Consider the following 20,484-nt stretch of genomic DNA (forward strand, 5'->3'; position numbering starts at 1 on the left):
CCTCTATTACAATGCTCGCGTGGGTCGACGCTCCGGCCAGCCACCCATGCACACGGGTAACTCCGCGCCCGACGGCCCGGACGACCGACAGACCGAGACCGAGGGGGAGTACGCGGTCTCCAGACGAACCGTTCTGAAGGGGGCCGCGGCCGCCGCGCTCGGCGGACCCCTCCTTCGGACCGCGACGCGGCCCGGCCGCGCGCGCCACGCCGACCGGGTAGACTGGACCGCCGCAGCACTCGACGCCGACGGCGCGAGCGCCGAGTTCGGGAGCGCGCTCGCGCTCGATGCCGAGGGGGAACGGCTCGTCGTCGGCGACCCGATGCGACGGGACGGCGCCGTCCGCCCCGGCGGCGTGTCGGTCTACCGCCGCGAGGACGGCGACTGGACGCGCGAAGCCCTGCTCCTGCCACCGTATCGAGCGCGTCTCGACGAGGTCGGGGACGCCGTCGCGATCGACGCGGCGGGCGAGACGATCGCCGTCGGCGTCCCCGGCGAGGACGCGCGGGCGGGCCAGTGCGGGACCGTCTCCGTCTACGTCCGCGAGGACGACGAGTGGGCCCACGAGACGAGACTCTTCGCCGAGGACGCCTCGAACCGGGACAGACTGGGACGGGCCGTCGCGCTCGACGACGCCGGCGAGCGGGTCCTCGCGGGGGCACCCGGCGACAGCGTCGGCGGGGAGACTTCCGGCGCGGCGTACGTCTTCGACAGAACCGACGAAGACGGCGACGCGTCGTGGTCCCAGACGCAGAAACTGGCGCCGCCGGACGGGAGCGCCGGGGACAGAGCCGGCGCGGCGGTCTCGCTCGCCGGCGACGGCAGGACGGCGCTGGTCGGCGCGCCCGGCGCGAACGACGGCGAGGGAGCGGTCATCGTCTTCGCCGACGATCCCTGGGGTCGGACCGACCGCGTCGACGCGCCGGACGACGGTGGTGCCGCGTTCGGGCACGCCGTCGCGACGAACGGGCGCGACGCCGTCGTCGGCGCGCCGGACCCCTCGCAGACCGGGAGCGACTCCGACACCGACTCCGACTCCGACTCCGACTCCGGGGTCGCCACCGGAGAGACCGCGAGCGTCGCGAGCGCGCTCACCGCGGGCGCGTGGCACTCGGCACAGCGGCTGGTCGCCGACAGCGGACCGGCCGGCGAACGCTTCGGCACCGGTGTCGGCCTCGCCGCCGACGGCGACAGCGCCGTCGTCGCCAGCATCTTCGACGGCGAGAGCGACGGCGACGAGGGCGAGAGCGACTCCGACGACGGCGAGTCCGATGGGGACGACGACTCGCCGCCGTCGACCGGGTGTGTGCGGGTCTACGTCCGCGACGAGGACGGCTGGACGCAGTCGCACAGGCACACGCCGGACGACCCCGCCGCAGTGACGCGGTTCGGGCGGTCGGTCGCGGTCGACGGCGACGGGTACCTCGTCGCCGTCGCGGGTCAGCGAGACGACGCGGCCGACGGCAGCTCCATGGCCGCGATGCCGAGACGGCCCGAGGAGTCCGCCGCGCCGACCGGGACGGTCACCGTCTTCCAGCGGGAGTCGCCCGAGATCTCCATCGACATCGAACCCGACGAGGAGTGGCCGGCGAAGATCCCTCGCGGCGGTCCCGGAGCGATCGCGGTCGGGATCGAACACACCGACCGTTTCGACCCCGCGCTCGTCGACGTCGAGACGCTCCGATTCGGCCCACCTCGGGTGGTCGACGAGGGCGGCGGCGCCCGAGCGGTCGGCGACGGTCGCTGGACCGACTTCGATACGGATGGCGACGAGGACCTCGTCGTCGACTTCCCCGCGGACGACACCGGGTTCGCCGCCGACGACTTCGCCGCGCGACTGGTCGGCGAGACCGTCTACGGGACGCCGGTCTCCGACCACGACTTCGTCATCACGACCGACGGTGACGGGACCGGCGGCGACGACGGCGACGATAGCGGTGACAGCGGAGAGGGCGACGAGGGGACCGGAGATGGCGGCGACGGTGAAAACAGCGACAGCGGCAGCGACGGCGACAGCGACGGAGACGCGAGCTAGTGGTCGAGAACGGCCACCGAGCCCGCCGCTCTGTTCGGACGTGCAACACTTTTCAGCGGGGCGGACGGACAGCGGGTATGCACCCCGCTCTGTACTGGGCCTTCAGCGTCCTCCTCGGCGTCGCCGTCGGCGCCGTCGCGTGGGAGTTCGCCGGGTGGCACTTCGGAGCCGTCGGGCTCGGAGCCGTCTACGCGCTCGGGTTCGGACTCCTGTTCAGAGCCCACTACGACCTCACCGCCCGGATCGCCTCGTGGAACACCCCGTCGCTGTCGAGCGGCGCGTTCGGTGGACTCGTGTCGTTCACCGCGCTGCTCGTGTTGAACGCGAGTGGAGCCTCCGACGGGGAGTCGCTGGCCGTTGCGCTCGCCGTCTTCGGTGCCGGGGTCGTCGGCCTGGCCGCCGGGACCGGCATGGTGCTCGAGAACGTCGACCAGTTGGCGGAGGGTCCCCGCGACGACGAATCGAACGCGACACCGAGCGACGGCTGACCGGGCGCGAGACGGTCGAGTGTTCGCTCCCCGTTCACGTGAACGAACCGTCGAATCGCCGCCAACGGCTAAGGGGCCGCCGCGCTAACCGTGGGGTATGTTCGACCCCGACGACCTCGCGACCATCCGGGAGGGCCGCGAGGAGTGGGAGGCCGAGACGTACGGACCGACCGTCGACAGGTTCGGGGAGCGCGAGGACCCCTTCGAGACCGACACCGGCGGCCAGGAAGTCGACGCGCTGTACACCCCGGCCGACGTCGCCGACCTCGACTACGAGGAGGATCTGGGCTTCCCCGGCGAGGAACCGTACACGCGCGGCGTCTACTCCACGATGTACCGCGGGCGCCTGTGGACCATGCGCCAGTACGCCGGCATGGGCACCGCCACCGAGACCAACGAGCGCTTCAACTACCTCATGGACGAGGGGCAGACCGGCCTCTCGATGGCGTTCGACCTCCCAACGCAGATGGGCTACGACTCCGACGCCGGCATGGCCGCCGGCGAGGTGGGGAAAGCGGGCGTCGCTATCGACTCGCTCCGGGACATGGAGACGGTGTTCGACGGGATCCCGCTGGACGAGGTGAGCACGTCGATGACGATCAACGCGCCCGCGAGCGTCCTGCTCGCCATGTATATCGCCATCGGCGACCAGCAGGGAGTCCCCCGCGAGGAGCTTCGCGGGACGATCCAGAACGACGTGCTCAAGGAGTACATCGCCCGGAACACGTACATCTACCCGCCGGAGCCGTCGATGCGCATCATCACGGACATCTTCGAGTACTGCGCCGCGGAGGTTCCCAACTTCAACACCATCTCTATCTCGGGGTATCACATCCGCGAGGCCGGGTCGACCGCCGCACAGGAGATCGCCTTCACCCTCGCCGACGGCATCGAGTACGTCGAGGCCGCACAGGAGGCGGGCCTCGACGTCGACGAGTTCGCCCCACAGCTCTCCTTTTTCTTCGCCTCCTACAACAACATCCTCGAAGAGGTCGCGAAGTTCCGGGCCGCCCGCCGGATGTGGCAGTCGATCATGACCGAGCGCTTCGACGCCGAGAAGCCCGCCTCCCGACAGTTAAAATTCCACACCCAGACGGCCGGGTCGACGCTGACCGCCCAGCAGATCGAGAACAACGTCGTCCGCGTCGCCTACCAGGCGCTCGCCGCAGTCCTCGGCGGGACGCAGAGCCTCCACACCAACGGCAAGGACGAGGCGCTCTCGCTCCCAACCGAGCAGTCCGTGCGGACCGCGCTGCGGACCCAGCAGATACTGGCCCACGAGTCGGGTGCGGCCGACACCATCGACCCGCTCGGCGGGAGCTACTACGTCGAGTCGCTCACCGACGAGGTCGAGGCCGAGGCGCGCGAGATACTGGAAGCGATCGATTCGCGCGGCGGGATGCGCCAGGCCATCGAGAGCGGGTGGGTCCAGCGGGAGATCCAGGACGTGGCCTACGAGCGCCAGGAGGCCATCGAGTCGGGCGAGCGGATCATCGTCGGCGTCAACGAGTACACCGTCGAGGAGGACGCACAGGACGCCGACATCGAGGAAGTGCCCGAGGAGCAGGAACGGAACCAGATCGAGCGCCTGGAGTCCGTCAAGGCGGAGCGCGACGACGAGGCGGTCGAGGCCGCGCTCGCCGCCCTGCACGACGCCGCCGAGGGCGACGAGAACCTGATGCCCTCCCTCGTCGACGCGGTGAAGACCTACGCGACGACCGGCGAGATCTGCGACGTGTTGCGGGACGTCTTCGGCGAGTACCAGCCCGGCGCGGCGATGTGAGCGGGTCTCGATACGGCCACGTGCCCGGCCCTCTGCCCGTCGCGGCCTCGGTCGGCCGAGCGCGCGTTCGGCGCGGGCCGCCACGTGCCGACCAGTTACGATTTCCTCCCGACCAGTTGCTTTTTCCTCGGGGCGGGCGCACCCGGCCGTATGGCCCAGTCCCAGTACGACCCCGCCCTCCCGCGGGTCCCGCCCGTCGTCGGACTCGCCGCCGTCGTCGTCGCGTTCGGCGGCGTCTCCTACGCGATGATCGCCGCGCCCTGGTTCTCGCCGTTCGTCAACGCCCTCTCGGATCTCGGCGCTCGCGGCGCTGTCACGGCCCCGATCTTCAACGGTTCCCTCCTCGTCGGCGGCGCGCTCGGCGTCGGCTTCGTCGTCTCCGTCCTCGCCGACACCGACCACCCGATCCGCACCGCCGGCGCTCTCTTCGGCCTGCTCGCGATGGCCTTCATGGCCCTCGTCGGCGTGTTTCCGCTCCCGCATCCCCTCCACGGCGTCGTCGCCATCCCCTTCTTCCTCTTCCTGACGCTCGCCGTCCTCCTCTGGGGCGCCGGCGACTACGCCGACGACCGGCCGGTTCGAGGGCTCGTCCTCGTGCTCGCCGGCGTCCTCCACCTCGTCTCGTGGGCCTGGTGGGCGCTCTTCCCCTGGTTCCCGCCCGGTATCGCCATCCCGGAACTCGTCGGCTCCGTCGCGTTCGCGCTCTGGGGCGGCTGGATCGCCGTCGACGAACTCCGCCGGTTGCGCGTCGAGCGCGACCGACTCTGAGCCGCGTGCGTCGGTTCAGTTCCGCTCGCGGACGGCGTCGGCCCGCTCGACGTAGCGCTCGGTGAACGCAGGCACGTCCTCCCGGGCTCGGAGTTCGTCTTCGGTGAGCCAGTGGACCGCCGCGACTTCGTCCGTGGCCCGTGGGGTGGCTTCGCCGCTCTCGTACTCGCAGAGCGTGACGATGTTGAGACACTGGTCGCCGGTGTCCGTCTCGAAGGTGCTGCTGCAGACGTACTCGACGGCGCCGACGTCGACACCGACCTCCTCGTGGATCTCGCGTCTGACCGTCGCTTCGAGCGCGTCGTCGGTTCCCGGCGGCGCTTCGAGTTTGCCACCGGGGAGGCCGAGGACGCCGGGTGCGTGGTCCTCGTCCGCTCCGCGCTCGATCAGGAGATACTCGTCGCCGCGCGCGACGACACCGTCCACGTTGACGACGTAGGCGTAGTCTTCCATCTCGTCCCTCGTCTGGTATGTGGTCGATAATCGCTCTTGTGTGTTCGCGCCGAGTGTGCCCATTTATTACGGCCGTTCACGGTCGTTTCGCCCGCTCTCGGGGGCTGTAATCGAGGAACTACTCCGACCTGCTCTCGCAGGCTGGTGGAGACTCGCACGATGCCGGCGCGGCACGAGAGGGGCGACAGCGCGCGCCGGTTCCGAAGTCAGAGCGCGTCGAGCAGTGCGTCGATATCGTCGGCGGTGTTGAACACGTGGACGGAGACGCGGACGGTCCCGGTCGGCGGGATGTCTCGCACGCGGATCCCCTCGTCGACGAGTCGCTGGGCGACCTCGATCGGGTCGTCGGCCCTGAACGAGACGAGGCCGGACTCGTAGGACTCCGCGGAGACGAGGCGGTCGCCCAGTCCGTCCTTGAGGCGGTCGGTCAGTCGCTCGACGCGGTCGGCGATGGTGTCGAAGCCCACGTCCTCGATGGTCGCGATGCCCTCGCGAAGGCCGGCGTACGGCACCGGCGAGACGCTCCCGATCTCGAACCGCCGGGCGTCGGGCTTGAGCGGTGCCGGGTCGGCCTCGGGATCCTCGACGCCCATGTAACCGACCTGTGCGGGTTCGAGGGGCTGTGCGAACTCGTCGTCGACGTGGAGGAAGCCGGTGCCGGTGGGGGCCAGCAGCCACTTGTGGCCGGCCGCCGCGACGGCGTCTGCGCCCCAGGCCTCGACGTCGACGGGGCGCTGACCGACCGACTGGACGGCGTCGACGAGCACGCGTGCGCCGGCATCCTGCGCGACGTCCGTGAGCTCGGTGACGGGAAGCCGGGCGCCGTCGGTCCACGTCAGGGAGCTGAAGAGTGCGAGTTTCGCGTCGGCGACGGCGGATTTCCACTCGTCGCGGTCGACGTCGCCGCCGACCGCGTCGACGACGCGCACTTCGATGCCGTGCGTGTCGCGGAGGCGCTGCCAGGGGAGGATCCCGGCGGAGTGCTCCTGGTCGGTGCGGACGACCACGTCGCCGGGCTCCCAGTCCATCGCGGCGGCGATGCGTCCGATGCCGTCGGTCGTACTCTGGGTGAGCGCGACGGACTCGGGGTCGGCGCCGAGGTGGTCGGCGACGACTTCGCGGGTCTCGTCGAGCGATTCGAACAGGGCGCCGTAGGTGCCCGCGCCGGCGGGCGCCTCGTACTCGTGGTATTCCAGCGCGGCCTCGGTGGCATCGACGACCCGACGGGGGCTCGGTCCGCCCGCACCGGTGTTGAGGTAGACGGCCTCGTCGAGCGCCGGGATGTCCGCGCGGAGTTCCTCGGGCGTCATGTCCGAGTCGACGGACCGAATCCCGTTAAACCACCCGTCACACGACTGGCACGCTGGCCGCTCGCCGACGGTTGTACTCACTGGTAGTGATCGAGTGAGTAGGGGAGCGGTGCGGTGGCGCGCGCTGGCTCGCGTTTCATCGCGAGCCGTAGTCGTGCGAGGTCTTCGTGAACGGAGTGAACGAAGGCTCGGAAGACGACCGAAGGGAGTCTTCCGGTGGACGAGTGAGCCGAAGGCGAACAAGTCGGCTGGGGAGGTGTGAGGCCGTCTGCGCTGCCGTGCGGAGCGGTCGTCGTTTCCTGGTGGACTGAAAGGGCGAGGCGCGCGTGGCGCGACTAGTGAGGGACCGTCGGTCCCTCATACCATGCGAACGGGCGGCTTCGCCGCCCGTGAGCAGACGCAGGGAGCGCCACGGCTGGCCGAACGGCGACCGGCAGGAGCCGTGAGGCGCTCGCGTTCAGTTCAGTCGTCTGAGCAGGCACTATCGGAGTGAGCGAAGCGAACGGAGATATCCTGCTCAGCGACCGCGAGCGGGCCGAGGGCTTTCGTCGCCTGCGGTCTCCTGCGGTCGAGCCAACTCAGAGCGAGCGGATCGAGGGTTTACAACGCATGCTGTCGACTGGGGCTGAACCACCTCCTAGCGAGCACGCGACTCCGATCACCGTCTCACCGACCGATGGAGAGCGACGCCGGGCATTAAGCCCCGGACGGCCGAAGCGCCGGCATGGAGTTCGATCACGCGGGCATCGCGACCGACGACCGCGATACCCTCATCGACCTGTACGGCACGCTGTTCGACGCCTCAGTCGCCCACGAGGAGACGTTCGGCGAACTGCGAGTCGCCTTCCTCGACCTGGGAAACGGCTACTTCGAGTTGCTCGAACCGACCGACGACGCCGAGGGCCCGATCCCCAACTATCTCGATAAACGGGGGCCGGGCGTTCACCACCTCGCGCTCCGCACCGACGACATCGACGACGCGCTCGACGCCGCGCGCGCCGCGGGCGTCTCCCTCATCGACGAGGAACCGCGGCCGGGCGCGTGGGGCCACGACGTCGCCTTCCTCCACCCCGGATCGACCGGCGGCGTCCTGATCGAGTTCGTCGAGCACTGAGCGGGATCGATGTCGGACGCCCGCCGAGACGCGGAGCGGCTACCCCGGCAGCAGGTCCCCGAGCGCCGCACCGATCGCCATCGGGACGAGCGCGACGCTGACCTGACAGACCGCGAGCCACGGCTCCGCCCAGTCGATGCGACCCCAGGCGGTCATCACGACGAGCGCGGTCAGGAGCGGGATGGTGAGCACGCCGAGTAACTTCCGCGGGAGAACACCGAGGATCGGGTTGTGGACGCGCACGTCCTGGAAGTCCGCCACGTAGAGAATTCCGAGGACGAGGGCGACTGTCAGCACGTTCGTGAGGAGGAAGTAGTGCGGGCGCTGGGATAAGAACAGTCCGACCTCCTCGGTCCCGCCCTCGACGAACATCGGGATGCCGAAGAGGAGCGCGCCCAGCAGCGACTCGGCGGCGTCGCTCCGGTCGAACCCGAAGACGACGCGCCCGAACACCGCGGGCTCCTGTACGTCCATCATCATCCGCATCGTCTCGCGGACCTGCTCGCGCTCCTCGTGCGAGTCGACGGTCTCCTCGAGTTGCTCGAGTTCGTCGAAGAGGTCGCCCATGTCCGGGTCGCCGTCGTCACCTGACTTCGCCGACGGCGCTCCGGCCGGGCGTCTCCCTCCCCCGCCCCCGTCCCAGTCGTCCGGGATCTCGCCTTCGCTGTACCACTGGTCGTCGTCGAACTCGTCGGTCCGACTCCGGCGCTCCTCGCTCCGGTCGCTCATCCCTCACCCGGTCCGACGGGGCCGTCGTCGGGGCCGGGGGAGTCGTCGTCGGGTTCCGCCTGGTCTTCGGGGTCGACGGGCGTCTCCGCCCGCAGGTCCGGCGTCGGGTCGGGGTCGCTCGGTTCGGTCGGCTCGCCGCCCTCCCAGACGTAGAACCCCTCGCCGGTCTTGCGGCCCAGTTGGCCGGCGGCGACCTTCTCCCGGAGGACGGGCGGCGGCGTGAACCGGTCGCCGAGCGAGTCGGCGAGGTGGTCCAGCGCGTCGAGCGTGACGTCGAGGCCCCGTTCGTCCGCGGCGGCGAGCGGCCCGACCGGGTGGTCGTGGCCCGCGGTCGTCGCGCGGTCGACCGCCTCGACGCCCGCCGCCCGGTCGTCTATCATCTGCATCGCCTCGACGGCGAGCGCGAGTCCGAGTCGCGTCGCCGCGAAACCCGGCGTGTCCCGCACGACGATGGCCTCGAGACCGAGTCCGTCGACGAACGAGACGGCCGCGTCCCGCGTCGGTTCGGTCGTCTGCTCGGCGACGACGACCTCGACCAGCGGCGCGTCGGGGGGGTCGACGAAGTGCAACCCGACGGCGCGACCGGGGTTCTTGAGGCCGGCCGCGACGGCCGTGACCGACACCGCGGCGCCGCTGGTCGCGATGAGCGTCGCCTCGTCGACGTGCTCCTCCACGTCGGCGAACAGGTCGCGTCGCTCGGCGCGGTCGGCGTCCGTCGCCTCGATCACGAGGTCGGCGTCGGCGACGGCGCCGGCCAGGCCGGTCGTCGCTTCGATACGGTCGTCCGCCTCGTCGCGCGCGCCGGCGGCCAGGTCTCCGGCCGCCACGGCGTTGTCGAGCCCCGCGCCGACCGCGTCGATGGCGTCCATGACGACGTTCGCGTCGTCGTCGTGGAGTGTCACGCCGTGGCCAGCGGCGGCGCACGACTGCGCGATTCCCCGGCCCGCCGCGCCCGCGCCCAGTACGGCAACGTCCATACACCCCATGCGAGCGCCTACCCGATTAAGCGTTTTCGCCTCGGCGGGTCCGCGCGGCGTCCCTTCTCCCACCCCCCGAGTTATGCTGTTTGCGCGCCAACACGTCGCGTATGCCGTACAGCTACGAACCGCAGTACTTCGAGGAGTTCGAGGCGGGCCAGACCTTCGAGAGCGTCGGGCGCACCGTCACGGAGGCTGATTTCGTCCTGCACTCGGCCTTCTCCGGCGACTGGACGGAGCTGCACACCAACGCGGAGTACGCCGAGGACGGACCGTTCGACGAGCGCGTCGCGCAGGGGCCGATGACGTTCGTCCTGGCGACGGGGTTCGTCTACCGCTGTGGCTTCCTCGAACGCCGCGTCGTCGCCTTCCTCGGGATGAACTACATGGACATCCCCGCACCGGTGTACGCCGGCGACACCGTCTCCGCCGAGTTCGAGGTGACCGAGACGCGCGACGTCTCCAGTCGCGACGACGCCGGGCTCGTCGTCCTCGACAGCGATATGGCGAACCAGGACGGTGAGTCCGTGTTCGCCGGCGACATGAAGTTCCTCGTGAAGCGCCGGAACTGAGCCGACGGGACCGACCGAGGCGCGTCCGTCCGCCGGGTTCCTACCGAACGAACAGAACGACCCGCCCACGGCCACCCGGGGAACGTCGTCGTCGTACGCATGTCAGACACGTGTCTCCAGTCCGACCCTGCCCGCAGATACCCCGTATTCGAACGCCCTATACCCGAATATGTGCGATCGGTCCCGTTGTGTCGGCTGACATGCGACGAAAGGGTGGCGAAGGGTTTATACGTCCCCAAAATTTGTCTATATAAGAACAATGGAACGGCCGAGCCGCCAGCGCGAGCGCGTGGAGTCCGAGGAAAAAGAGGAGGAAACAGCGGACGAACAGGCCGAACAGCAGGAGTGTCCGGAGTGTGAGTCGTGCGCCCGCGGGCCCAGCGCCGGCGGCGGGGGGGGGGTGTGCGGGGGCAGGGGGGGGCTGCCTTAAACGCGGGTGGGGGGGGTGTTTTTGTGGGCGGCGCTCGCCCGGCGCGCGCACGGCGGCGAGGTAGTGTGCGAGGACTGCGGTCTCATCATCGACGAGGGCAACATCGACCGCGGGCCGGAGTGGCGAGCGTTCAATCACAGCGAACGACAGGAGAAATCGCGGGTGGGCGCGCCGACCACCCAGACGATGCACGACAAGGGGCTGACCACCCAGATCGACTGGAAGGACAAGGACGCCTACGGGCGCTCCCTGTCCTCCGAGAAGCGCAGTCAGATGCACCGCCTGCGCAAGTGGCAGGAGCGCATCCGAACGAAAGACGCCGGCGAGCGCAACCTCCAGTTCGCGCTCTCCGAGATCGACCGCATGGCCTCGGCGCTGGGCGTCCCGCGCTCGGTCCGCGAGGTCGCGTCGGTCATCTATCGCCGCGCGCTCGACGAAGACCTCATCCGCGGCCGGTCCATCGAGGGCGTCGCCACCGCCTGTCTGTACGCCGCCTGCCGACAGGAGGACATCCCGCGCAGCCTCGAGGAGGTCTCCGAGGTCTCCCGCGTCGAGCAGAAGGAGATCGGCCGGACCTATCGCTACGTGGCACAGGAACTCAGTCTCAAGATGGAGCCGGTCGACCCGAAGCAGTACGTCCCCCGCTTCGTCTCCGAGCTGGAACTCAGCGAGGAAGTACAGGCGAAAGCCAACGAGATCATCGACGTCACCGCCGAGAAGGGCCTGCTCTCGGGCAAGTCCCCGACCGGCTACGCCGCCGCGGCCATCTACGCGGCCTCGCTGCTCTGCAACGAGAAGAAGACCCAGCGCGAGGTCGCCGACGTGGCCCAGGTGACGGAAGTCACCATTCGGAACCGGTACCAGGAACAGATCGAAGCGATGGGCATCCACTGATAGGCGCCGCGCCGACCCGGTGACCGGCTTCGTTCGTCCGACATCGACGGCCGACTGCCGTCGACTTCCTTCTCCACGCACCGACCGGTGAGCGACAGGTATCGCGGTCGCTGGGCGGCGTTCTACCCCGAAAAGACGTCTCCGCCGTCAGTCGGCGGTCGCCGCGCCCTCGCCGACGGCGGCGTCGACCTCGGCCGTCTCGTCGCTGGCGGCGGCCATGCTGGCGAAGTCGTTGATCGCGATGAGGCCGAAGCCGACCTTCGCGACCACGTCGATGTACGTGACGACGAGCGCCGACGTCTCGGTGTCCATGAGGCCGACGCCCGCGGGTGCGAGCACCCAGATCACCGGGTACACCAGCCAGAGGACGACGACGAACGACCTGAGCTTGCGGAACAGGCTCGCGACGTCGTCCGATTCCTCGGCCGCGAGCGCTTCCGCGTCGGTGAACAACAGATACACGACCGCCGCGAAGCAGACGCTCCCGACCAGGTACAGCAGCCAGTTCAGCGGCGCGGACAGCGTCGCGCCGACGAACCCGAAGACGACGGTCAGCGCCTGGAGCGTCGCCAGCCGTGCGACGAGCGCGGTCGACGCACCGACGACGAGCGCGATGACCGCCACGTGGATCGGCGTCGTGAGGAGCCAGTCGACGTACCGGGGGACGTAGACGACGGACCCGCTGGCCGTCGTGAGTCCCCCGAGTCCGATCGCCATCGCTCCGTAGGCGACCGCGGCGATACCGGGGACGATCGCTGTGAGAGCGAGTATCCGTCGTCGTTCCGTCGGGACCAGCGTCACGCCGTAGGCCAGCATGACCGTCCCGACGACCATCCCGAGCGTGCCGATGGTGAACCAGGTTGTAATTCCGAGCATTGTCTAATCGTCAGTCACCGCGGTCGCAGTCGATCCCGCGCTCCCGCCGCCCGTCCGCGTCTCGAAGCGCGACAGTGCCGCCTCCAGCTCGTCCGCTCGCTGACGGAGGTCCGTCGCCGAGGCCGCGACCTCGTCGATGGACTGGGACTGGTCGTCGGCCGCCCCGGCCACCGTGTCCGCCTCGGTCGCGGTCTGCTGGCTGATCGCCGTCAGCGCGTCGATCGTCTCCATCACTTCCTGCGCCGTCCGCGCCTGCTCCTCGGTCGCGTCGTCGATCTCCTGGATGCCGGTGTCGACCTCCTCGGTGTACTCGACGATGGTCTCCAGCGCGTCGACGGCTTCCTCGACCGTCCCCACGCCGTCGGTGACCCGCTGACTCGTCGACTCCATCGTGTCGACCGTCTCGCTGGCCTGCGACTGGATCCCGTCGATGCGGTCCTCGATGTCGCCCGCGGCGTCCTTGGTCTCCTCGGCCAGCCCCTTGATCTCGTCGGCGACGACGGCGAAGCCGGCGCCGTCGCCGTCGGCGTGTGCCGCCTCGATCGAGGCGTTCAGCGCCAGCATGTTCGTCTGCTCGACGATCTCCGTGATGACGCTCACGATCTGTCCGATCTCGTCGAGTTCGTCGTCGAGGTCGTTGATCGCGCGGACGGTCTCGTCGGTCTCGCCCTCGATGGCGCTCATCTCCTCGATGGCGCGCTGTGCGGCCTCGCGGCCCTCCTCGCCGACCTCGGCGGCCTGGTTGGAGGTCGTCGCGACCTCCTGTGCGGAGGAGGCGACCTGCTGGGCCGTCGCCGAGAGGTTCTCCATCTCACCGGCGGCGCCCTCGAGGCGTTCGGACTGCTCGGTCGTCCCGTCGAAGATCTCCGCGATGGAGGCGGTCACCTGCTCGCTCGCGCGGTCGACCCGCTCGGCGTTGGTCCCGACCTGTTCGCTGGAGGCCGACACGTCGCCGGCGAAGGACTTCATCTCCGCGATGGTCTCCTCGAGCGCGTCGAGCGTCGCGTTGATGCTCTCGCCGACCGACGTCATCGACGCGTTCTCGCTCTCGGGCGTCACGCGCTTCGTGAGGTCGCCGTCCGCGGCGTCGGAGAGCACGTCCCCGTACTCTGCGGCCTTCGTCTCGAGGTGGGTCGTCATCGACTCCATCTCGGCGGCCTCCTGCTCGGCGCGCTGTCGCGCGTCCTCGGCGTCCTCCCTGGCCGACTCCGCCTCCGCGATCTTCTCGCGGATGGAGTCGCGCAGGTCCTGGAACGACCGGTAGAGCGCCCCGATCTCGTCCTCTCGGGTGGTCGCCAGGTCGACTTCGAGGTCGCCGTCGGCCATCGCCTGCGCCCGCTCGGACACCCGTCGCAGCGAGATGAGCGTGTTGCTCCCGATCGTCACCCCGATCAGCCCGAGGTTGATGATCGCCAGCAGGACGAGTCCGACGAGGTCGGAGTTGATCTGCGACCCGAGCGCGTAGGCGGTCTCCTTCGGCGAGTGGATCATGACCGTCCAGTCTTTCGTCTCCATGAGCGTGCTCGCCATGAGCATCTCGCCGTCGTCCATGAACGTCGCGTTCGCGTCCGCGTCCGCTCCCGTCTCCATGCCCGTGGCGTCCTGGTCGGTCAGGATCCGGCTCTGGTTCGGGTGTGCGACGTACTGGCCGGCGCTGTTGACGACGACGGTCGACGTGTCGCCGTTCGCGTCGCCCAGCGTCTCGGAGCGGGCCGCGAGGTCGGTCATGAACACGAGCGCGCGGTTCTCGGCACCGGGGACCGGCGTCACGACCGCGATGATCGGGTGGTCGACCGCCGGCACCTCGAACGGTTCGGAGACGTACACGTCGTTCGGGCCGTCGAACTGCGGCGGGTCGGTCGCGAAGGGCGCGCCCTGTTCGGCCGGACTCATCCCTTCGAGGTCGTCGTTCGTGCTCTCGCGGAACACCATCGACTCGGTGTCGAGGTAGTGGATCCCGACCACGTCGGGCGGGACGCTGCCGGACTCGACGAGGTCGGTGAGTTCGCGGTCGATAGCGTCGCCGTCGCCCGAGCGCATCGTCTCGAGTTGCGACGTGAGGACCGCCTCGCGCTGGACGCTGCCGAGCCACGCGTCGAGTTCGGCCGTCCGGGTCTCGGAGAGCGTCTTGAGGTCGCTCTCCACGTCCTCCTGCAGCGTCGCGGAGGCCTGCGTGCTGATGACGGCCCCGAACCCGACCATCACCACCACGGCCACCGCGAGCGCGACCCCGAGGCGGGCGGCGTACGACCGCCTGATCACTCCGGGAAGAAGAGAGGGTGCATCAGATGTCATCGTCTGGTACAGAGGAATACTCCGTGTAAAGCGTTCGTACGCGATTCTCAGGGCTGATAGCGGATCGGCGCGGCGCTCGGTCCCTGACGCGCGGCGTGTCAGGCGGCGGGCTCGACCCACACCGGCCCGGCCCACGCCATCCCGTCGTCGGCCTGCTCGACGCGCAGGTAGTACACGTCGGCGTCACTCCCGCGCTCTTCGTCCCAGTGCATCCCCGTCACCGATCCGTCGTCGACGACCTCGCCGGCGTCCGTGAACGCGTCGAGCCCCGCCGACTCGTCGGCCGTCCCGGCGACGACGTGCCAGTTCTCGTTGTTCTTGACCACGGTGATCCGTTCGATGGGCGCCGTCCCCGCGACCAGCCACTTTATCGTGCGCTCGCCGTCGGCGGTGACAGTACTATCGTCCTCGCCGACCGCCGTCCCGTCGACGGAGAACTCCACGAGCGTCCGGTGGGGCTGGCTGGTGCCGTAGACGCGCCGCGAGCGGAGGCTCTCGAAGACGCTCTCCCGCGAGAGGTCCGACGCGTAGAACCCCGTCAGCCCGCCGGGGTAGCTCCCCTCGTCCCAGATCCGCCAGATGTGGCCCCAGCCAATCCCGTCCTCCCAGATATCGGAGAGCGAGGGCAGATGAGGCGGCAGGTGGATGTGCGACCGCCCCGGCCGGGGCGCGTGGAAGTCGGACGACCCCATCATGCCGACGCGATAGCCCAGTTCGTGGGCGTCCTGGACGTAGTGACCGGGCTCGCCCATCTCGCCCTGCCCCATCTCGACCGGGCGCGGGTTGCCGTCGTCGCGGGGCAGCTCGCTGGACCCCCACTGGGAGTACACCTCGACGAGCGGCGCGATGTCGTCGTCGTAGTCGACGTTCGAGAAGTCGAAGGGGTACATCGCCTCGGCGGGGTGGTGCGGAATGGCGAGCACGTCGTTGCCCGTCTCCTCGCGCCAGTCCTGCAGGCGGCGGAACAGCTTCTCGTAGCGGTTCGTGTCGGTGTCGAGCGAGTCGAACAGCTCGGCCTCGTCGACGCCCTCGAAGTAGACGTTGACGTGTCCGCCCATGTTCGGCTGTTTCGTCCACTCGTAACCGAACAGCGTCACGAACTCGCCGGGGTCGTGGAAGTGCTTCGTGACGGTCTTCATCCGCTCGAAGTATTTCCGGTGCATCCGCCGGCGCTGGAGCTTCGGCGGGATGAAGAATCCCATCGTGTCGTGGTCCGTGTAGGCCACGACGTCGAGGTCCATCACGTCGCGGCCGAACTCGAACCCCTTGCTCATCGAGCCCGCGCCGTCGGAGAACTGCGAGTGGAGGTGGATGTCACCCCAGTAGAGGCGATACTCCGGTTCCGCCGCGAAGACCTGCACCGGGTTGCTGACGAACCGGCGACCCCGCTCGTCGGTGAGGACGAGGTACTGCACGCCGGGCGTCTCGAAGGTGATTCCCTCCAGTTCGGTGACCGCCTCGTCGGTCAACTCGAAGTCGAGTCGCTCGGGGTGGATCGCCTCCGGGTCGGTGCTCTCGACCGTGAATTCGCCGTCGTACTCGGGGAGGAGGCGGAGGTACTCGTCCCAGACGGAGATCGTGGCCGACAGCGGTTCGGTGGTGACGACGCGCGAGGGGAGGACGCACTCCACGTCGTCGAACTGCCGGCGGCGGCCCCGCGCGAGTTCGGAGAGCGAGGGGTTGTTCTCGGCGAAGACCTTCACCGATTCGAGGGCCTTCGTCAGCATCGAGACCACCGCCGGACCGGGGACACCGTGCGAACGAGGGCGGTCGGGGACCCGGAGTCGCCCGGGCGAGCGCGTTGCTGGACGGACATATCGGCGACGTGATTCGGCTGGCGGTTAAGCTTCCCGGCGGACGGGCCGGCGCGAGACCCGCGTCGCCAGCCGCTCGGACCCAAACAGTCATAACAGAAGACCGGCAAAATACTCGGAATACGTCACGGAGCGGCCCGAGACGCGGCGGTCACCCACGATGACAGAGGAGAGCGACCCAGCCGGCGAGCGCGGAGGCTCGGCCCACGGTGACGAGCACGACCCGTTGCTCGCTGTGGTCGCCGACCCAGAGCGAGGTCGTCAGCATCTCCCACATCTCCTGCGCCTGATCGACGCCGACGACCCGGTACAGCGACTGCGCGGTGCGCTCGCGCTCTGTCTCGCGGTCGAGGCGTCGCCGGAGCTGCTCGAGCCCGTCGTCCGGCGGCTAGTCGACCGCCTGGACGACGACTCGCCGGTCGAGATCCCGCACGCGCTCGACTATCTGGCCGCCCGACGGCCGAAGGCGGTCGACGAGGCAGTCACCGATCTCGCGGCGGACGCGCAGGTCGGTGCACGCCAGCAACTCTACCAGTCCGGCGCCGGCTACGGCCGCAACGAGTACCGCACCGCCTCCGGCCTCGACGCCGGCGGCGGCCGAACGCCGTCGGACCGGGACGAGCGCACAACCGACCGGAACCAGGTCTACCGCGACGACCCGCGGAGAGACGGTCTCGACGGGCAGACGGACGGTCTCGACGGGCAGACGGACGAGGAGACAGGTGGTGACGGCGGGGGCAGTCGAGCGGAGGACGCGGATGGGTCCGGCGACGCGGATAGGGGTGAGGAGACCGACGCGGACGAGAGCGACGAGTCCGACGTAACTCGGGGGACGCTCGCGCTCGTGGCTCGGCGGCTGTCGGCCGTGGTGGAGCGGAGTCAGTTCGACGACCTGAACGTCCTCACGGAGCGACGGCGCGAGCGCTTCGGCGACCGCTACCGGGCGGTCGGCGTGGTCGACGGCGTGGAGACGCCACTCGCGCTGTACGTCTTCCGCATCCCCGAGGGCGACGACGCGGCGTTCGCCGGCAACGTGCGTCAGGCGATGGGCGCCTGGGCCGGCGTCGACGACCACGACTCCGTCCTGACGGTCCGCGACTGGGACCTCCGACCCCGTCCGTGGGCGGCCGTCGAACACACGGGGCTGACGCTGGTCGACCGCGACGCCCTTCCGCCCGCGGAAGCCGTCGCGAACGCGGTCGACCTCGCCGGCGCCGTCGCGCACGCCCACCAGCGCGGCGTCGTCCACGGCGCCATCGACCCCGAGACCGTCGCCTACCCCGGCGCCACGCTCACCGAGACGGAGCGCCAGCGCCCGCGACTGTCCGCGCTCGGCCTCGCCCGCGTCTACGCCGTCCGCATCGGCCTCGCGAACTGCCTCGACCTGCGCTACGCCGCGCCGGAATACTACGAGACCCGCTTCGGCAGCGTCGACCACACGACCGACGTGTACGCCCTCGGCGCCCTGCTCTACCGCCTGACGACCGGCGAAGCACCCTATCGAGGGTCGCCCGAGGAGATCAGGACCGGCGTCCTCTCGGACCGGGTGCCGGTCCCCAGCGAGGTCGACCCCGACCTCCCCGCCGGCCTCGACCAGGTCGTCAGGAAGGCGATGGCACCCCACCGACTCACGAGATACGAAACGGTCAACCACTTCCGGCGGGAACTGCGGGGTGTCGATACCGATGGCGCGTGACGTGGAGTTCGGCCTCTATCTCGTCGCCGACGACCCCAACCTGACGTTCATCGCCTTCGTCGGTCTGGTCCTCCTCGCGGTGATCGCCGCCCGCTTCGGCGCCTACGCCTACTTCAACATGCACGCCACCGACGTGACCGCCCAGCGCGTCCTCTGGGAGTACCTCCTCTACGTCGGCGTCGTCGCCGCCGTGTACGGCGCTGTCGGCATCCTCGAGATCGTCTCCTCTGTCCAGACGCCCTACAGGAGCGGCGTCATGCTCGCCGTCGTCCTCCTGCTCTCGCTCTCGGTCCGCGAGATCCACTTCAACGCCTCGCTCTCGACGGGCGCCGGCGAGCGCACGGCCTTCCCCGGCCGCCGCCTCCTCGAGATCGGGTTCGTCGGCGTCGTAGCGGCCGTCGTCTTCGGCGTCGCCGTCCTCGGCCTCCGCGACTCCCTGCTCGCGCTGCAGGGCGTCGGCGCGCTCGCCATCGCCGGCTACGGATTCTGGTTCAGCCGCCAGCAGACCACCGAGACGATGGTCCAGGGGACGATGATCGACTCCCTGCTCCGGCACCTCCTCCCCGTCCTCGCCTTCGCCACGCTCGTCCCCGCCGTCGACCTGGCCACCGTCGCCGGTCTCGACCGCGTCGTCGTCGTGCACGTCCAGGTCGTCTTCGTCATCATGACCGCCACCGCCCTCATGACCGCGACCATCAAACTCCGGCAGAATCTGGCGAGTCTGTGAGGACCCGACGAATTACCGACTGCTGTGGCGCGCGCTGGCTCGCGTTTCATCGCGAGCCGTAGTCGTGCGAGGGGCGAGTGAGCCGGAGGCGAACGAGTCGGCTGGGGAGGTGTGAGGCGGTCTGCGGTGCAGTTGCGGTGCGGTCTGCCGTGCTGTCCTGGCGGACTGAAAGGGCGAGGCGCGCTCGCGTTCAGTTTAGTCGCCTGACCGGGCCCTATCCGCGCGAGTGCGGGGCGGTGCCGTTGTCCGAGCGCGGATATCCCGGTCAGCGACCGCGAGAGCGAGGCCGACCGGAGGGAAGCCTCGACCGCGAACGGGGAGCGAAGCGACCGTGAGCGAGCGGGCCGAGGGCGTTCGTCGCCTGTCGTCTCCCGCGGTCGCGTTCGTCCGACTCTCCGATACGCCGTCAGGACCAGAGAGAGCCGATACACGAACACGCCACTATCGAACGCCTCACCAAACACTTTCGCCGATTCGGGCCGACCTACGCCCATGAACTGCATCGCCCACCGTGGCTTCTGTGGCGTGAACCCCGAAAACACCGTCTCCGCCGTCGAGGACGCGGCACAGCGGGCCGACGGCGTCGAAGTCGACGTGCGGATCTGCGGGTCAGGCGAACTCGTGGTCTGCCACGACGAGACGGTCGACCGCACGACCGACGGGAGCGGTGCCGTGAGCGCGCACACCGCCGCGGAACTCGCCGAGCTGTCCGTCGAGGGGTCGGGGTTCGGTGTCCCGACCTTCGAGGAAGTCGTGGCCGTGATTCCCGAGGACGTGACGCTCCACGCCGAACTGAAAGAGCGCGGGACCGGTGAGGGAGTCGAGTCGATAGTCTCCGACGCGGCGTGTGAGACCGTGGTCTCCTCGTTCGACACGGACGCGCTCTCGGAGGTCGAGGACCTCCCGACCGCGCTCGTCCAGTGGGACGGTACGGATGCGGTGGAGCGGGCGACCGAACTGGGGTGTTCGGTGGTGAGCCTGAATCTCGACGCGTGGACCCCGTCGCTTGTGGATCGGGTGCAGGACGCGGGGATGGCGGCCAACGGCTGGACCGTGACGGAGGCGGATGAGACCGAACGGCTCCGGGAACTGGGCGTCGACGGCGTCATCACCGACTTCCCCGACTGCTGTCCGTCCTGAGTGTATCCGTTGTGTTACAGCGGACTACGCCCGGCGACGAAAGCCCTCGGCTCGCTCGCTAGCAGTCTCGACTACTGCAAACGACAGCAAGCGACGAACCCCCTCGGCTCGCTCGCTAGCAGTCTCGACTACTGCAAACGGCAGCAAGCGACGAACCCCCTCGGCTCGCTCGCGCGGTCTGTGCGGGATATCCTCGCTGCGCTCGGATAGGGCCCGCGCAGACCGCGCGACCGCGCCTCGCCGTTTCAGTCCACCGGAAGACTCACTCCGTTCGTCTTCCGAGCCCTGACTCGCTCCGCTCGTCAGGACGCCAGGGACCGCAACTGCACCGCAAACCGCCTCACACCTCCCCAGCCGATTCACTCGGTCGCTCCGCTCCCTCG

At 69.6% G+C, this 20,484-nt stretch carries 16 protein-coding genes and 1 pseudogene; 10 read left to right on the top strand and 7 right to left on the bottom strand.

Annotated elements, in window-relative coordinates; translation table 11 throughout:
• Positions 1-46 precede the first annotated feature (46 nt).
• The 4 genes from D1409_RS12215 to D1409_RS12230 all read left to right on the top strand — a co-directional run bounded on the left by D1409_RS12215 (position 47) and on the right by D1409_RS12230 (position 5,074).
• A complete protein-coding gene (locus tag D1409_RS12215; protein ID WP_123537269.1) occupies positions 47-2,035 on the top strand; it encodes an FG-GAP repeat protein in 1,989 nt (662 codons plus the stop codon).
• Between the two features lie 77 nt (positions 2,036-2,112).
• The gene (locus D1409_RS12220) at positions 2,113-2,523 is read left to right on the top strand and encodes a hypothetical protein (protein WP_123537270.1); all 411 of its coding nucleotides are present in this window, start codon (positions 2,113-2,115) and stop codon (positions 2,521-2,523) included.
• Positions 2,524-2,620: 97 nt separating this feature from the next.
• Entirely contained in the window at positions 2,621-4,306 is a 1,686-nt protein-coding gene (locus D1409_RS12225; protein WP_123537271.1) for an acyl-CoA mutase large subunit family protein, read from the top strand.
• 150 nt (positions 4,307-4,456) lie between these two features.
• On the top strand, positions 4,457-5,074 hold the full coding sequence (locus tag D1409_RS12230) for a DUF998 domain-containing protein (RefSeq protein WP_123537272.1): 618 nt from the start codon (positions 4,457-4,459) through the stop codon (positions 5,072-5,074).
• A 15-nt stretch (positions 5,075-5,089) separates the two neighbouring features.
• Here D1409_RS12230 and D1409_RS12235 read toward each other — a convergent pair whose 3' ends face one another.
• Positions 5,090-5,527, bottom strand: coding sequence for an NUDIX domain-containing protein (locus D1409_RS12235; RefSeq protein WP_123537273.1), 438 nt, complete (start codon positions 5,525-5,527; stop codon positions 5,090-5,092).
• 206 nt (positions 5,528-5,733) lie between these two features.
• On the bottom strand, positions 5,734-6,837 hold the full coding sequence (locus D1409_RS12240; RefSeq protein WP_123537274.1) for an aminotransferase class V-fold PLP-dependent enzyme: 1,104 nt from the start codon (positions 6,835-6,837) through the stop codon (positions 5,734-5,736).
• Between the two features lie 724 nt (positions 6,838-7,561).
• Here D1409_RS12240 and mce point away from each other — a divergent pair.
• On the top strand, positions 7,562-7,951 hold the full coding sequence (gene mce, locus D1409_RS12245; RefSeq protein ID WP_123537275.1) for a methylmalonyl-CoA epimerase: 390 nt from the start codon (positions 7,562-7,564) through the stop codon (positions 7,949-7,951).
• Positions 7,952-7,990: 39 nt separating this feature from the next.
• Here the strand turns inward: mce and D1409_RS12250 are convergent, their stop codons facing one another.
• Positions 7,991-8,518 (bottom strand): DUF2391 family protein, encoded by a 528-nt coding sequence (locus D1409_RS12250; protein WP_123537624.1) that lies wholly within the window; start codon positions 8,516-8,518, stop codon positions 7,991-7,993.
• A 158-nt stretch (positions 8,519-8,676) separates the two neighbouring features.
• Positions 8,677-9,657, bottom strand: coding sequence for a 3-hydroxyacyl-CoA dehydrogenase family protein (locus tag D1409_RS12255; protein ID WP_123537276.1), 981 nt, complete (start codon positions 9,655-9,657; stop codon positions 8,677-8,679).
• 110 nt (positions 9,658-9,767) lie between these two features.
• On the opposite strand from D1409_RS12255, the gene D1409_RS12260 reads away from it, so the two are divergent.
• Positions 9,768-10,229 carry a MaoC/PaaZ C-terminal domain-containing protein gene (locus tag D1409_RS12260; RefSeq protein ID WP_123537277.1) on the top strand — a complete coding sequence of 154 codons (462 nt, stop codon included), beginning with the start codon at positions 9,768-9,770 and terminating at the stop codon, positions 10,227-10,229.
• Positions 10,230-10,713: 484 nt separating this feature from the next.
• Positions 10,714-11,553 (top strand): annotated as a pseudogene (locus tag D1409_RS12265) (transcription initiation factor IIB); the annotation flags it as partial.
• A 147-nt stretch (positions 11,554-11,700) separates the two neighbouring features.
• On the opposite strand, the gene D1409_RS12270 reads toward D1409_RS12265, so the two are convergent.
• The 3 genes from D1409_RS12270 to D1409_RS12280 all read right to left on the bottom strand — a co-directional run bounded on the left by D1409_RS12270 (position 11,701) and on the right by D1409_RS12280 (position 16,451).
• Complete coding sequence (locus tag D1409_RS12270) at positions 11,701-12,429, bottom strand: bacteriorhodopsin (RefSeq protein WP_123537278.1); 729 nt, start codon at positions 12,427-12,429, stop codon at positions 11,701-11,703.
• A gap of 3 nt (positions 12,430-12,432) precedes the next feature.
• Entirely contained in the window at positions 12,433-14,724 is a 2,292-nt protein-coding gene (locus tag D1409_RS12275) for a methyl-accepting chemotaxis protein (RefSeq protein ID WP_123537279.1), read from the bottom strand.
• A 98-nt stretch (positions 14,725-14,822) separates the two neighbouring features.
• Entirely contained in the window at positions 14,823-16,451 is a 1,629-nt protein-coding gene (locus D1409_RS12280) for a DUF3604 domain-containing protein (RefSeq protein WP_123537625.1), read from the bottom strand.
• 247 nt (positions 16,452-16,698) lie between these two features.
• On the opposite strand from D1409_RS12280, the gene D1409_RS12285 reads away from it, so the two are divergent.
• The 3 genes from D1409_RS12285 to D1409_RS12295 all read left to right on the top strand — a co-directional run bounded on the left by D1409_RS12285 (position 16,699) and on the right by D1409_RS12295 (position 20,101).
• Positions 16,699-18,234: a protein kinase domain-containing protein gene (locus tag D1409_RS12285; RefSeq protein ID WP_123537280.1), complete on the top strand. Its 1,536-nt coding sequence runs from the start codon at positions 16,699-16,701 to the stop codon at positions 18,232-18,234.
• Positions 18,224-18,961 (top strand): hypothetical protein, encoded by a 738-nt coding sequence (locus D1409_RS12290; protein ID WP_123537281.1) that lies wholly within the window; start codon positions 18,224-18,226, stop codon positions 18,959-18,961. Before D1409_RS12285 ends, D1409_RS12290 begins: the two co-directional genes overlap by 11 nt.
• Positions 18,962-19,453: 492 nt before the next feature.
• Positions 19,454-20,101, top strand: a complete 648-nt coding sequence (locus D1409_RS12295; RefSeq protein ID WP_123537282.1) for a glycerophosphodiester phosphodiesterase — start codon at positions 19,454-19,456, stop codon at positions 20,099-20,101.
• Positions 20,102-20,484: the final 383 nt, after the last annotated feature.

Origin of the sequence: Halosimplex salinum, from assembly GCF_003730195.1 — an archaeon.
Taxonomy (GTDB): domain Archaea; phylum Halobacteriota; class Halobacteria; order Halobacteriales; family Haloarculaceae; genus Halosimplex; species Halosimplex salinum.